The sequence below is a fragment of the Anoxybacillus sp. LAT27 genome, from assembly GCF_022030075.1.
In the GTDB taxonomy this organism is placed as follows: domain Bacteria; phylum Bacillota; class Bacilli; order Bacillales; family Anoxybacillaceae; genus Anoxybacillus; species Anoxybacillus kestanbolensis.
The window spans coordinates 206,345-219,238 of sequence record NZ_JAIWYK010000440.1 but is presented as its reverse complement, the minus strand read 5'-3'; the positions used below and the strand labels follow the sequence as shown (position 1 = coordinate 219,238).

The 12,894-nt window shown below is 41.3% G+C and carries 14 protein-coding genes; 11 read left to right on the top strand and 3 right to left on the bottom strand.

What is annotated here, in order from left to right; all coding sequences use genetic code 11:
• Nucleotides 1–5: 5 nt before the first annotated feature.
• The 7 genes from LD028_RS15180 (at nt 6) to LD028_RS15150 (ending at nt 7,024) form a co-directional block, all read left to right on the top strand.
• A complete protein-coding gene (locus tag LD028_RS15180; protein WP_237812256.1) occupies nt 6–812 on the top strand; it encodes a pyruvate, water dikinase regulatory protein in 807 nt (268 codons plus the stop codon).
• Nucleotides 813–1,108: 296 nt separating this feature from the next.
• Nucleotides 1,109–2,923 carry a DNA primase gene (gene dnaG / locus LD028_RS15175; protein ID WP_237812255.1) on the top strand — a complete coding sequence of 605 codons (1,815 nt, stop codon included), beginning with the start codon at nt 1,109–1,111 and terminating at the stop codon, nt 2,921–2,923.
• Nucleotides 2,916–4,034: an RNA polymerase sigma factor RpoD gene (gene rpoD, locus LD028_RS15170; protein ID WP_077428797.1), complete on the top strand. Its 1,119-nt coding sequence runs from the start codon at nt 2,916–2,918 to the stop codon at nt 4,032–4,034. Before dnaG ends, rpoD begins: the two co-directional genes overlap by 8 nt.
• A 74-nt stretch (nt 4,035–4,108) precedes the next feature.
• Nucleotides 4,109–4,642, top strand: coding sequence for a hypothetical protein (locus LD028_RS15165; RefSeq protein ID WP_237812254.1), 534 nt, complete (start codon nt 4,109–4,111; stop codon nt 4,640–4,642).
• A gap of 109 nt (nt 4,643–4,751) precedes the next feature.
• Entirely contained in the window at nt 4,752–5,114 is a 363-nt protein-coding gene (gene cccA / locus LD028_RS15160) for a cytochrome c550 (RefSeq protein WP_237812253.1), read from the top strand.
• 84 nt (nt 5,115–5,198) lie between these two features.
• Entirely contained in the window at nt 5,199–5,909 is a 711-nt protein-coding gene (locus tag LD028_RS15155; protein WP_255706828.1) for a tRNA (adenine(22)-N(1))-methyltransferase, read from the top strand.
• Nucleotides 5,906–7,024 carry a Nif3-like dinuclear metal center hexameric protein gene (locus LD028_RS15150; RefSeq protein ID WP_237812252.1) on the top strand — a complete coding sequence of 373 codons (1,119 nt, stop codon included), beginning with the start codon at nt 5,906–5,908 and terminating at the stop codon, nt 7,022–7,024. Before LD028_RS15155 ends, LD028_RS15150 begins: the two co-directional genes overlap by 4 nt.
• 9 nt (nt 7,025–7,033) lie before the next feature.
• Here the strand turns inward: LD028_RS15150 and LD028_RS15145 are convergent, their stop codons facing one another.
• Nucleotides 7,034–7,981, bottom strand: coding sequence for a 4-hydroxy-3-methylbut-2-enyl diphosphate reductase (locus LD028_RS15145; RefSeq protein ID WP_006317874.1), 948 nt, complete (start codon nt 7,979–7,981; stop codon nt 7,034–7,036).
• 67 nt (nt 7,982–8,048) lie between these two features.
• Complete coding sequence (locus LD028_RS15140) at nt 8,049–8,510, bottom strand: YqfQ family protein (protein ID WP_237812251.1); 462 nt, start codon at nt 8,508–8,510, stop codon at nt 8,049–8,051.
• A 149-nt stretch (nt 8,511–8,659) separates the two neighbouring features.
• Between LD028_RS15140 and LD028_RS15135 the strand changes: the two genes are divergently transcribed.
• Both LD028_RS15135 and LD028_RS15130 read left to right on the top strand, forming a co-directional pair.
• Nucleotides 8,660–9,940: a DEAD/DEAH box helicase gene (locus tag LD028_RS15135; protein WP_237812250.1), complete on the top strand. Its 1,281-nt coding sequence runs from the start codon at nt 8,660–8,662 to the stop codon at nt 9,938–9,940.
• A 13-nt stretch (nt 9,941–9,953) separates the two neighbouring features.
• Nucleotides 9,954–10,841: a deoxyribonuclease IV gene (locus LD028_RS15130; protein WP_006317877.1), complete on the top strand. Its 888-nt coding sequence runs from the start codon at nt 9,954–9,956 to the stop codon at nt 10,839–10,841.
• 22 nt (nt 10,842–10,863) lie between these two features.
• Here the strand turns inward: LD028_RS15130 and LD028_RS15125 are convergent, their stop codons facing one another.
• Nucleotides 10,864–11,118 (bottom strand): DUF2624 domain-containing protein, encoded by a 255-nt coding sequence (locus LD028_RS15125; protein WP_237812249.1) that lies wholly within the window; start codon nt 11,116–11,118, stop codon nt 10,864–10,866.
• 84 nt (nt 11,119–11,202) lie between these two features.
• Here LD028_RS15125 and LD028_RS15120 point away from each other — a divergent pair, with 84 nt between their 5' ends.
• Together LD028_RS15120 and LD028_RS15115 are read left to right on the top strand one after the other, a co-directional pair.
• Complete coding sequence (locus LD028_RS15120) at nt 11,203–12,078, top strand: YitT family protein (protein ID WP_237812248.1); 876 nt, start codon at nt 11,203–11,205, stop codon at nt 12,076–12,078.
• Nucleotides 12,079–12,136: 58 nt separating this feature from the next.
• The gene (locus tag LD028_RS15115; RefSeq protein WP_237812247.1) at nt 12,137–12,892 is read left to right on the top strand and encodes a metal ABC transporter ATP-binding protein; all 756 of its coding nucleotides are present in this window, start codon (nt 12,137–12,139) and stop codon (nt 12,890–12,892) included.
• Nucleotides 12,893–12,894: the final 2 nt, after the last annotated feature.

Genomic DNA, 12,894 nt, shown 5'->3' with positions numbered 1-12,894 from the left:
AAAATATGAGTCAAATCGTATACGTCGTATCCGATTCAGCGGGGGAGACGGCCGAACTCGTTGTGAAAGCAGCAGCGAGCCAGTTTCAAGGAGCGCTCGTTCAATTTCGTCGTGTTCCGTACGTAGAAGATGTTGGAACGCTATCAGAGGTTGTCGCTTTAGCAAAAATGAACCGAGGAATTATCGTCTTTACATTAGTTATACCCGAGATGCGTCAATTTTTATTAGCGGAGGCAGCACGTGAAGGAGTTCCTGTATACGATATTATTGGACCGCTCATTGAACAAATGGAACAACTATTTCAAATGGCACCACGTTGTGAACCAGGTCCTGTTCGTGTATTAGATGAAGACTATTTCCGAAAAATTGAAGCGATCGAATTTGCGGTAAAATATGATGATGGACGTGATCCTCGTGGCATTTTGCGAGCTGATATCGTTTTAATTGGGGTATCGCGCACCTCGAAAACACCACTATCGCAATATTTAGCCCATAAGCGTTTTAAAGTCGCGAACGTGCCGATCGTTCCAGAAGTCGATCCGCCTGAAGAACTGTTTCAAGTGCCGCCTAAAAAATGTTTCGGTCTAAAAATTAGTCCAGAAAAGTTAAATGAAATTCGCCGAGAGCGTTTGAAATCGCTTGGATTAGATGATCGTGCCATTTACGCAAACATTGACCGAATTAAAGAAGAATTACAATATTTTGATGAAATTGTAAAGAAAATTGGTTGTGAAGTTATCGATGTAACAAACAAAGCCGTTGAAGAAACAGCGAATGTCATTATGAATATTATGCGCAAAAGAGAAAAATAAACAGGCGAAGCACAGTCACAACGTGTGATATGTGCTTTTCCTTTTTATAAAAACATTTGTATAGCCAACTAACGTTTTTTATATTATAATAAAAAATTGTGATAAAACAGGTTTAGACTGAACATAGGACGAATAAACTATTTATAGCTAATTGTCAAGTGACAATGCATCGGGATTTTCGACAATATTTTTTTCTTAAAAAGAAGGATTGTTTCGCGCGATGGAGAATAAAAACATACAAAACCGTTGGGGCAAAGCCACACGTTTTGTCGAAATATGTTTGGGGTTGTTGGAATATGGGACAACGCATTCCTGAAGAAACGGTTGAGCACATCCGTCGCTCAGTCGATATTGTAGACATCGTTCAACAGTATGTCTCACTAAAAAAACAAGGACGCAACTACTTTGGGTTATGTCCTTTCCACGGAGAGAAAACACCTTCTTTTTCCGTTTCACCTGAAAAGCAAATTTACCATTGTTTCGGTTGTGGGGCAGGCGGAAATGTGTTTTCATTTTTGATGGAAATTGAAGGGGTTTCTTTTATCGAAGCTGTCAAACGGCTAGCACCACGAGCAAATGTGGATTTGTCGCACATCGTTGATGATCATTTGCCAACTGAGCGAACAGAAACAGCTACGATGATTGCTGCGCATGAGTTGCTAAAAAAGTTTTATCATCATTTGCTTATGCATACAAATGAAGGAGAAGAAGCATTAAACTATTTGCTTCAAAGAGGCTTTACGCGCGAAATCATTGAACAGTTTGAAATTGGCTACGCTTTGCCAACTTGGAATGCGGCTGTCACATTTTTAACAAATAAAGGTTTTTCGCTTCCCCTTATGGAACGGGCAGGGTTAATTGTAAAAAGGTCAGGCGAGGACTCATACTTTGATCGTTTTCGACACCGCATTATGTTTCCGATTCACAATCATCACGGAGAGACGGTTGCTTTCTCAGGAAGGGCGATCGGAAACGAAGAGCCGAAATACTTAAATAGTCCTGAAACACTTATTTTCAACAAACGCAACATTTTATATCACTTCCATGAGGCACGGTTACTGATGCGCCAAAAGCAGCAAGTGGTGTTATTTGAAGGATTTGCGGATGTCATTGCTGCTGTGCAAGCTGGCATTTCCCATGCGGTAGCAACGATGGGAACAGCCTTATCAGAAGAACAGGCACGCATGCTTCGGCGCAACGCTTCATCTGTCATTGTGTGCTACGATGGTGATCGAGCTGGAATAGATGCTGCGCTTCGGGCTTCCGAGACGCTTACGGAAGCTGGTTGTTATGTTAAGGTAGCGATGATACCAGACGGGCTCGATCCTGATGAGTACGTGCGTAAATATGGTGCTGACCGCTTTCGTCATCATGTACTTGACGCGAGCTTATCGCTTACCGCATTTAAGCTAGAATATTTGAAGCGCGGACGTCATTTACAAAATGAAAGCGAACGGCTTCGTTATATTGAAGAAGCAGTCAAAGAAATTAGTCGCTTATCTAATGCTATCGAAGCCGATTATTATTTGCGACAACTAGCGGATGAGTTTTCGATCTCTCTCGATGCGTTACGTGAACAAATGACGCTTCATGGGAAAAAGCAACAAATAGGACGTAAACAAGAGCGCCGTGAAACAGTCATCTTACCTGCGAAGGCGAAATTGCTACCAGCTTTTCAAAAAGCGGAGCGAATGTTAATTGCCCATATGTTGCGCGACAAATCGATCGCATTTACGGTACAAGAGGCGATCGAAGGCGCGTTTAACATCGAGGAGCATCGCGCTATTGCCGCTTATGTATATGCGTTTTACGAAGAAGGACACGAACCCGATGTGAGCTCGTTGCTTGAACGCATTCATGATTCGCAGCTAAAACGCATTGTTACGGAATTGTCGATGATGCCAATTAACGAAAATATTTCATCGGCTGAGTTACAAGATTACATCCAATGCGTGCTCAATTATCCGAAAGAGCAGTTGCTTAAACAAAAAGAAGCAGAGCTGCGTGAAGCTGAACGTCAAAAAGATTATGAGCGCGCGAAACGTATTGCTAGCGAAATGATTGCGATGCGAAGGTCTTTGTATTTTGGAAGGAGGGGAATAAATGGCTGAAAAGTCAACGCATTCCGATTTAACGTTAGAACAAGTAAAAGAACAATTAGTTGAACTAGGTAAAAAACGTGGTGTTCTTACCTATGAAGAAATTGCCGAGCGATTATCCCCGTTTGATCTCGATTCCGATCAAATGGATGAATATTATGAGTATTTAAATGAGCAAGGGATCGAAGTCGTTGGAGAGTCCGATCTAGATGATACAGATTTAGATGATCCAGACTTCGATGATTTAAAAGACGAAGAGTTCGATTTAAACGATTTAAGCGTTCCACCAGGTGTAAAAATTAACGACCCTGTTCGTATGTATTTAAAAGAAATTGGCCGCGTTCCGTTATTGTCGGCAGAGGAAGAAATTGAGTTAGCAAAACGCATTGAGCAAGGTGACGAAGAAGCCAAACGTCGCCTAGCTGAAGCAAACCTTCGCCTTGTTGTGAGCATTGCAAAACGGTATGTCGGTCGTGGTATGCTCTTTCTTGACTTAATTCAAGAAGGGAATATGGGCTTAATTAAAGCGGTCGAAAAATTTGATTACCGCAAAGGATATAAATTCAGCACATATGCAACATGGTGGATTCGCCAAGCAATTACGCGGGCGATTGCTGACCAAGCACGCACGATCCGTATTCCTGTTCATATGGTTGAGACAATTAATAAGCTTATTCGCGTTCAGCGCCAGCTTTTACAAGACTTAGGACGCGAGCCATCTCCAGAAGAAATTGCAGAAGAGATGGATTTAACGCCAGAAAAGGTGCGCGAGATTTTAAAAATTGCTCAAGAACCTGTGTCGCTTGAAACGCCAATTGGTGAAGAAGATGATTCACATTTAGGCGATTTTATTGAAGATCAAGATGCGACATCTCCAGCCGAACACGCCGCGTATGAACTATTGAAAGAACAGCTTGAAGACGTATTAGATACGCTAACAGATCGGGAAGAGAATGTGCTTCGTCTTCGCTTTGGCCTTGATGACGGACGCACGCGAACGCTCGAAGAAGTCGGAAAAGTGTTTGGCGTCACGCGCGAACGCATTCGTCAAATTGAAGCAAAAGCGTTGCGGAAACTGCGTCATCCAAGCCGAAGCAAACGTTTAAAAGACTTTTTAGAATAACCGTTTACAAGAAATAGTTTACTTCTTACAATGGAAGTAAGCTATTTCTTTATTTAGGAAGGAATGCGTATTCAATGGAACAAAAACGAAAAGAAATCATTATCAATGAAATTAAATATTGGAAACAAACGCGATTGCTACCAGAACAATATTGCGACTTTTTGCTTGCGCTGTATACAGAAGGGAATCGTGACGATGTTGAACAGCCAACGAAGCAAGTTCCGGCATGGGCCATTCGAGTGACGATGATAATGATCGGTGTCTTTCTGCCGTTTGCCCTTCTTGTCATTTATTTTACTGAATTGTCGTTCGTTTTGCAAACGCTCATTTTGTCACTTTTTGTCATAATTTGTTTTATGACCGTTCGTTTTTTTGTACAACATAAAATGCTCACTCATATCGCTCTCATTGTGGGTGCTTTGTCGCTTCTTCTTCTTTCGATTCGCGTATCAGATATTTTCTTTTCTGAAAGCACGAGTGCGTTAGCGATCACAGTCATGTGTAATTGTTTTGTTTGGTTGTTGATCGGTTGGCGTTTTTCGCTCATGTATTTTGTCATTTCGGGCGTTGTTGGCATCATTCTTCTTTTTTCTTCATTTTTCGTTTAAAAAAATTACATACAGGGCTTTTCCTTTATGGGAATTTAAAGTACAATAAAATTGTTTGTAACGTTTTCATTTTGAAAAACATGCTTTATTACATAAGGGAGGGTAAAGTATGAATCGTAATCCATTAATCCCATTTGTACTCATTATGGTGATGGGAATTGGACTCATTTTCTTTCTGTCTGTGAAAGGCCTCGGAGATATGGAAGAAGTTGCGAAAGAGAAAGAAGACGGCGCAAAGACAGAAGAGACAGCTACTGCGGGTCCAGAAGATATTTACAAAAAAAGCTGTGTAGCATGTCACGGTGCTAACTATGAAGGTGGCGTTGGTCCAGCATTAAAAGGTGTCGGGGATCGTTTATCTGTTGACCAAATTAAAGAAGTCATCACAAACGGTCGCGGAAGCATGCCAGGTGGATTAGTTCCTGCAGACCAAGCGGACGCAATGGCAAAATGGCTTTCTGAATTAAAATAAACGAAGCGAAAAAGTCCCTTTACTTCGGTGAAGGGATTTTTCGTTTTTTGCAAAACATGATAAACTGAAGAAAAAAGTGTGGTGATGTTTGTGAACGAATTACAGCTATCTAAACGGTTACAAACGGTCGCGTCATTTATTCCAAAAGGAAGTGTACTAGCAGATATTGGCTCAGACCATGCATATTTGCCGTGTTATGCGTATTTGCACGGATACATAACAAAAGCAATTGCGGGTGAAGTGGCAGATGGACCGTTTCGTTCTGCAAAGCAACAAGTCGAAAAGAGCGGGCTTTCTCACGTCATTTCCGTTCGCAAAGGAGACGGTCTACAAGTTGTAGCGCCTAATGAAGTAGATTGTATAACAATAGCCGGAATGGGAGGAACGCTCATCTCGAACATTTTAGAAAATGGAAAAGAGAAGTTAGAAGCTGTAAAACGTCTTATTTTACAGCCAAATGTCGGTGCACATATCGTAAGACAATGGCTACTAAATAATGAATGGGAATTAATTGATGAGCGCATCTTGGAAGAGGATGGGCAAATATACGAAGTGCTTGTTGCAGAACGTGGTGATCCTTCTCGTCCGTACACCCAACTTCATGTGGAGCTGTTGCTCGGTCCGTTTTTATTGAAAGAGCGAAATGAAGTGTTTAGGAAAAAATGGGATATGGAAATGAAACATTGGCAGAATGTCATCGAGCAATTGAAGTATGCGAAAACGGACGAGGCGATCAAAAAGAAGCAACAATTTCTCGAAACATTGCAGATGGTAGAGGAGGCTTTAAAACGATGAAAACGCCAAACGGATATGAAATCATCCAGTTGTTTGAGCAGTTTGCTCCAAAACATTTAGTGATGGAAGGCGATAAAATCGGATTACAAATCGGTACGTTAAACAAGCCGATTCATCGTATTATGATTACGTTAGATGTATTAGAACATGTTGTCGATGAAGCGATTGAACATGAGATCGATTTAATTATTGCGCATCATCCACCGATTTTTCGACCGCTCAAACATATTGTGACCGATCAGCCGTATGGGCGCATGATTGAAAAGTGTATTAAACATAATATTGCTATTTATGCTGCACATACAAATTTAGATATTGCCAAAGGTGGTGTAAACGATTGGCTCGCTGAAGCATTGCAATTACAAAACGTAGATGTGCTCGTTCCAACATATGAAGAGCCGTTAAAAAAGCTCGTTGTATATGTGCCACGCACACACGCAGATGCGGTGCGCAAAGCCATTGGTGATGCCGGTGCGGGACATATCGGAAACTATAGCCATTGTACATTCAATAGCGAAGGAATGGGAACGTTTTTACCAGAAGAAGGAGCAAATCCGTTTATTGGTCAACAAGGGAAGTTAGAAACAGTAGAAGAAGTACGTATCGAAACGATTGTTCCTGCACGTTTGCAACGAAAAGTCATTCAAGCGATGTTACAAGCTCATCCGTATGAAGAAGTAGCGTACGACGTATATCCGCTTGACAATAAAGGGACGACATATGGACTTGGTCGAATTGGGACATTAAGTGAAGAGATGACGTTACAGCAATTTGCACAACATGTGAAAACATCGTTGCGCGTGCCGACAGTTCGTGTCGTTGGGGAGTTAACAAATCGCGTTCGGAAAGTAGCTGTTATCGGTGGAGACGGAAATAAATATATTCATCAAGCGAAAATGAGCGGTGCTGATGTGTATGTGACAGGTGACTTATATTATCATGTCGCACATGATGCGTTAATGCTTGGTTTAAACGTTGTTGATCCTGGGCATCACGTCGAAAAGGTGATGAAAGAAGGAGTTGCAAACGTATTAAAAACGATGTGTGCACAACAAAAATTTGATATCGATATATATGTATCACAAGCCAATACAGAGCCGTTTACGTTCATATAAAAAAGAGGCTTATTCGCCTCTTTTTTTCACTTTTGGTAAAATTTTTGTAAGCGGTACTTTTCGTTCGCGTTTCCATGTTTCAGGATTGTTTGGATCGAATTGCTCTAAAAAGTCGATGACTTCTTTTGTAATTGGCGTTGGTGTAGATGCTCCGGCAGTAACCGCTACTTTTTTTGCATCTTTAATCCATTCGATGTCGATTTCGGTTACATCTGCAACACGATACGCTTTCGTTCCGGCAATCTGTTCCGATACTTGTGCGAGTCGATTCGAGTTATTGCTTCTTGGGTCACCGACAACGATCGTCACATCCGCTTCTTTCGCTTGTTCGGCGACCGCCTCTTGCCGCACTTGCGTCGCTAAACAAATTTCACGATGCATCTCGACATGAGGATATTTTTCTTTTACTTTTTCCATAATATGTGCCACGTCCCATTGGCTCATTGTCGTTTGGTTTGTCACAATAATGCGTTTCGATTGAATATCCAGTTGTTCTACATCCTCAGGCGTTTCAATTAAATGGACAGCATGTGGAGCAACGCCAATTGCCCCTTCAGGCTCAGGGTGTCCCTTTTTTCCGATGTATATAACTTCGTATCCGTTCGCTACTTTTTCGCGAATTAAATCATGTGTTTTAGTGACATCTGGGCATGTGGCATCAATGGTGACAAGTCCTTTTTCTCTCGCTCGTTGTTTTACTTCAGGTGAAACGCCGTGAGCGGTGAAAATGACTGTGCCATGATCGATGTTTTCTAAAATTTCAAGTCGATTTGGCCCGTCAAGTGTAATAATTCCTTCTTCTTCAAACGCGTCCGTTACATGTTTATTATGAACGATCATACCTAAAATGTAGATCGGTCTTGGCAACGTCGGATCGAGCGCAGCGTTGCGGGCGATGACCATCGCATCAACGACTCCGTAACAATATCCGCGTGGCGTAATTTTAATGACTTCCATATGGATCGCTCCTTCTTGGCGTGTTTGTCGTCTTCATTATATAAAAGAAGAAGCGAACATACAAAAGTTAAATATATAGTTTCGGAACAGATTTCCCTTTTTCATCCGTTTGTTGTTGTTTTCGTTCCTTTATTGTTGGAACGGGGCGTTGTTTTCTCGGCATTTTTTGCTCCATTTGCTTCTCTGTTGTTGCTGCACTTGTTGCATTGGCTGTTTCAGTTGTTTCGTTTATGTTGTCAGATTGTTTCAATTCACGAAAAATTCGCATCATCGATGGTACGCTTTTAATGAGTGGACCGTATTGTTGCACCATCGGGGTAATCGTTTGGACCATGTTTAACATTTTTTGTACATTTGTTAACATCGAATCAATGCTCGGTAATGCTCCTTGAGCACCGAAAGCTTGTGTAGGCAGTTGGCTGCCGAACAATCGTGAAAACATGCCTCCTTGTGCTTGCCGCATCATTGGTTGTTGCCACATAGATGGCATCGGTGGACGTGAAGGTGGAAACATAAATGGACGTCGCAATGAAGTTCCTCCTCTCTTTATGTGTTGTGCTTATTTATCTATATTACGATATGCAAGAAAGCTCATATAGTTGAATGAACGGTTGATGTTCGTATATAATATGTAACTGGTCTATTTTTTTATTGAACTGAGAAAGGGGATGAGAAACGATGTTCGAGCGTTTTCCGTTTCATCCGTTTATTATAGAGGCGATTCAACATTTAAAATTCCATAAACCGACACCGATTCAAGAGCGTGTCATTCCAGCCGTGTTGCGTGGTGAAAGCGTCATCGGCCAGTCGCAAACGGGAACAGGAAAGACACATGCTTATTTGTTGCCGATCATTCAGCGCATTGATCCGCGTGTAGCTGAAGTACAGGCGGTCATTACTGCACCGACGCGTGAATTGGCAACGCAAATTTATCATGAAGTGTTAAAAATCACAAAGTTTTGTCCGAATGATCACCGCATTACAGCCCGTTGTTTTGTTGGCGGAACAGATAAGTTGCGTTCGATTGAAAAGCTGAAAACACAACCTCATCTTGTCATTGGTACACCGGGGCGCATTGATGATCTTGTTCGCGAACAAGCGTTATTTGTTCATACTGCCCGCATGCTCGTCGTTGACGAAGCGGATGTGATGCTTGATATGGGGTTTATTGCAGATGTCGATCGCGTCGCGGGTCGTATGCCTGAAGATTTACAAATGCTCGTCTTTTCTGCTACTGTTCCAGAGAAGTTGAAGCCGTTTTTGAAAAAGTATATGGAGAACCCGACTCATATTCATATCTCCCCAAAACAGATCGCAGCACCAACGATTGAACATATTTTAATTCCGCTTCGTCATCGCGACCGTTTGCAGCTTTTACATGACGTGTTAGTGAGCTACAACCCATATTTAGCGCTTGTGTTTGTCAATACAAGAAAAACAGCTGACGAGGTGGCGAACGACTTAATTGATAAAGGATTAAAAGTAGGTGTGTTACACGGAGATTTATCACCACGTGAACGGAAAAAAATGATGAAAGCGATTCGTGATTTACAATTTCAATATATTGTTGCAACTGATTTAGCGGCGCGCGGAATTGACATTGAAGGCGTCAGTCACGTCATTAACTATGAATTGCCGTCAGACCTAGATTTTTACGTTCATCGCGCTGGGCGAACAGGACGTGCCGGTTATGAGGGGATTGCTGCAACGATTTATGAAGCATCCGATCAACATGCGTTAGTTAAGTTAGAAAAGAAAGGGATTCATTTTCTCCATCGTGATTTGCGTCAAGGTGAATGGATCGAGCTTGATGCATGGAACGGACGGAAAAAAGAGAAAAAAGTCGATGAAGTGGAACAACTCGTTGAAAAAATAGCGAAAAAACAAAAGAAAGTAAAACCAGGATATAAGAAAAAATTGCGAGAGCAGTTAAAAAAACAAAGAGCGAAAAAGAAATAAGGGAGAGAAGAACGTGTTAAAAATTGGTTCGCACGTATCAATGAGCGGAAAAGAGATGTTGCTAGCCGCGAGTAAAGAGGCGGTATCGTATGGGGCAAATACGTTTATGATTTATACCGGAGCGCCACAAAACACGAGACGGAAACCAATCGAACAGCTAAACATTGAAAAAGGACTTGCCCATATGAAGGAACATGGGATTGATGAAATTGTTGTACATGCCCCGTACATTATTAATATCGGCAATACAATTAACGTTGATACATTTTCTCTAGGTGTTTCTTTTTTGCGTTCAGAAATTGAACGAACGGAAGCGATTGGTGCTAAGCAGCTTGTTCTTCATCCGGGAGCGCACGTTGGCGCAGGTATTGAAGCAGGAATTGAAAAAATTATTGAAGGATTAAACGAAGTAATTACAACTGACCAACAAGTACAAATTGCTTTAGAAACGATGGCGGGAAAAGGGTCAGAATGTGGAAGTCGTTTTGAAGAGTTAGCGAAAATCATTGACGGTGTGACACATAACGACAAATTGTCTGTCTGCTTTGACACGTGCCACACGCACGATGCCGGGTACGATATTGTTCATGATTTTGATGGAGTATTAGATGAATTCGATCGCATTATTGGGCTTGATCGTCTCAAAGTATTGCACATTAATGATAGTAAAAATGCTTGTGGAAGCCGTAAAGACCGTCATGAAAATATCGGCTTTGGTTATATCGGTTTCGATGCGCTCAATTATATAGTGCATCACCCACAGCTTACGCACGTGCCAAAAATTTTAGAAACGCCATATGTCGGTGAGAAAACGTCTGCGAAGCCGCCATATAAATTCGAAATTGCTATGTTGCGTGCACAACAATTCGATCCAAATGTTCGTGAAAAAATTGTTGAGTAGAAGGCTGTCATCGGCAGCCTTCTTACTGTATAAATTGACGAATGAACTCATTGGCTTGCTTGGCGAGTTGTGGTGATGTACGATAAGCGAGTTCGCGAATCCAATTTTTTCTCGCTTGTTCGTTAAACACATCAATCGTTTTCTCGCGCATCATTTGAACAATCGTTTCCGCATCTTTTGGCGAAAGTGAAACGTTATATTCTTTTGCATATGTCATTAACTCGTTTGCGGTGATGGATTTCATTTTATGTTGGACGATTTTATGATATACATTCACGTAACATCCCTCCTTGTTTACGATATGAGCGGGAAAAGGAAGGTGTGCAATGATATAATAAAATAGATGAAGGGGGAGATTTGGATGAAAAGACAACATAAAAAAGAGACGATTAGCCATTTGTTGTATCGTCTTGTGATGATGACGATTGGTGCCACGCTTGCAGCGGTATCCATCGAGCTGTTTTTAGTGCCAAATGAAATTATTGACGGTGGGATAATCGGTATTTCCCTTATTCTTGATCGCATTCTTCCAAATTACGCATGGTTGAACTTTGCGACACTTGTCGTTTTGTTGAATACACCATTTATGTATTTTGGTTATAAACAGATCGGAAAAACGTTCATGCTTTCCTCACTTTATTCCATCGTTGTGTTAGCTGTGATGGAACGATTGTTTCACCATGTATCTCCATTTACAACAGATTCCATTTTAGCTACAGTATTTGGCGGAGCGATTCTTGGTGCGGGTGTGGGACTTGTTATTCGTCATGGAGGTTCGTTAGATGGAACAGAAATTTTAGGTATTTTAATGACGAAAAAATTGCCGTTTTCTGTCGGTGAGTTTGTTATGTTTACAAACATTTTTATTTTTACATGGGCTGCGTTTGTATTCGGACCGAAGCAAGCGATGTACTCTGTTTTAACTTATTATATCGCTTTTAAGACGATTGATACGGTTATTCAAGGGTTAGATGAAACAAAGGCAGTTTTGATCGTATCAGACCGTTATGAAGAAGTGTCGGATGCCATTTTAAATCGACTCGGACGCGGGACGACAAAGTTGATGGGAAAAGGCGGATATACGGACGAGCAAAAAGAAGTCATTTATGCGGTCGTGACACGTTTAGAAGTGACGAAGCTGAAGTCGATTGTATACGAAATTGACGAAAATGCTTTTATTACCATTATGAACACACAAGAAGTACGTGGGGCGAAATTTAAGTCTGCTATTCATTAATGAAAATAAATGCGCTATACTATGAATCGTAATCATTTTGAATTAAGGTGGTCAAACGATGGACGATATTTTGCGTGTTGAAGATGTTTCATTTCGGTATGATGATGAAGATGTATTGCAACATATTAATTTTCGCATTCCAAAAGGCGCGTTCGTCGGTTTAGTTGGTCCGAATGGGTCAGGGAAATCGACATTGTTAAAATGTGTTTTACGATTGTTAAAACCACAAACGGGGCGAATTTTTTTGTTCGGCACGTCGATTGAGCAGTTTAAAGATTGGCATAAAATCGGTTTTGTATCTCAAAAAGCAAACAGTTTTAATACTGGATTTCCTGCAACCGTATATGAAGTTGTCGCAAGCGGTTTAACAGGAAAGCTCGGCTTGTTTCGTCGGTTAAGTAAAAAGGACGAAAAAGCGGTATATGAAGCGATTGATGCAGTTGGCATGAGCCCATTTATCCGGCGTAATATCGGTGAACTGTCGGGCGGTCAACAACAACGTGTGTTTATCGCTCGGGCTATCGTATCGCAACCAGAGTTTTTAATTTTAGATGAACCGACTGTCGGGGTTGATGTACATCATGTGCAAAGTTTTTACGATATGCTTGACCGATTAAATAAACAACATCATATGACGTTGCTTCTTGTTACTCATGATATCGGAACAATTACGGAAAAGGTGACGCATGTTGCATGTTTAAACAAACATTTACATTTTCATGGTAGTGTGCAGCAGTTTGCACAGTTAAAAACAGAAGATGTCGCATCCTTTTATGGACATCATCTTCATTTACTTGCTCACGACCATGCGTAGAA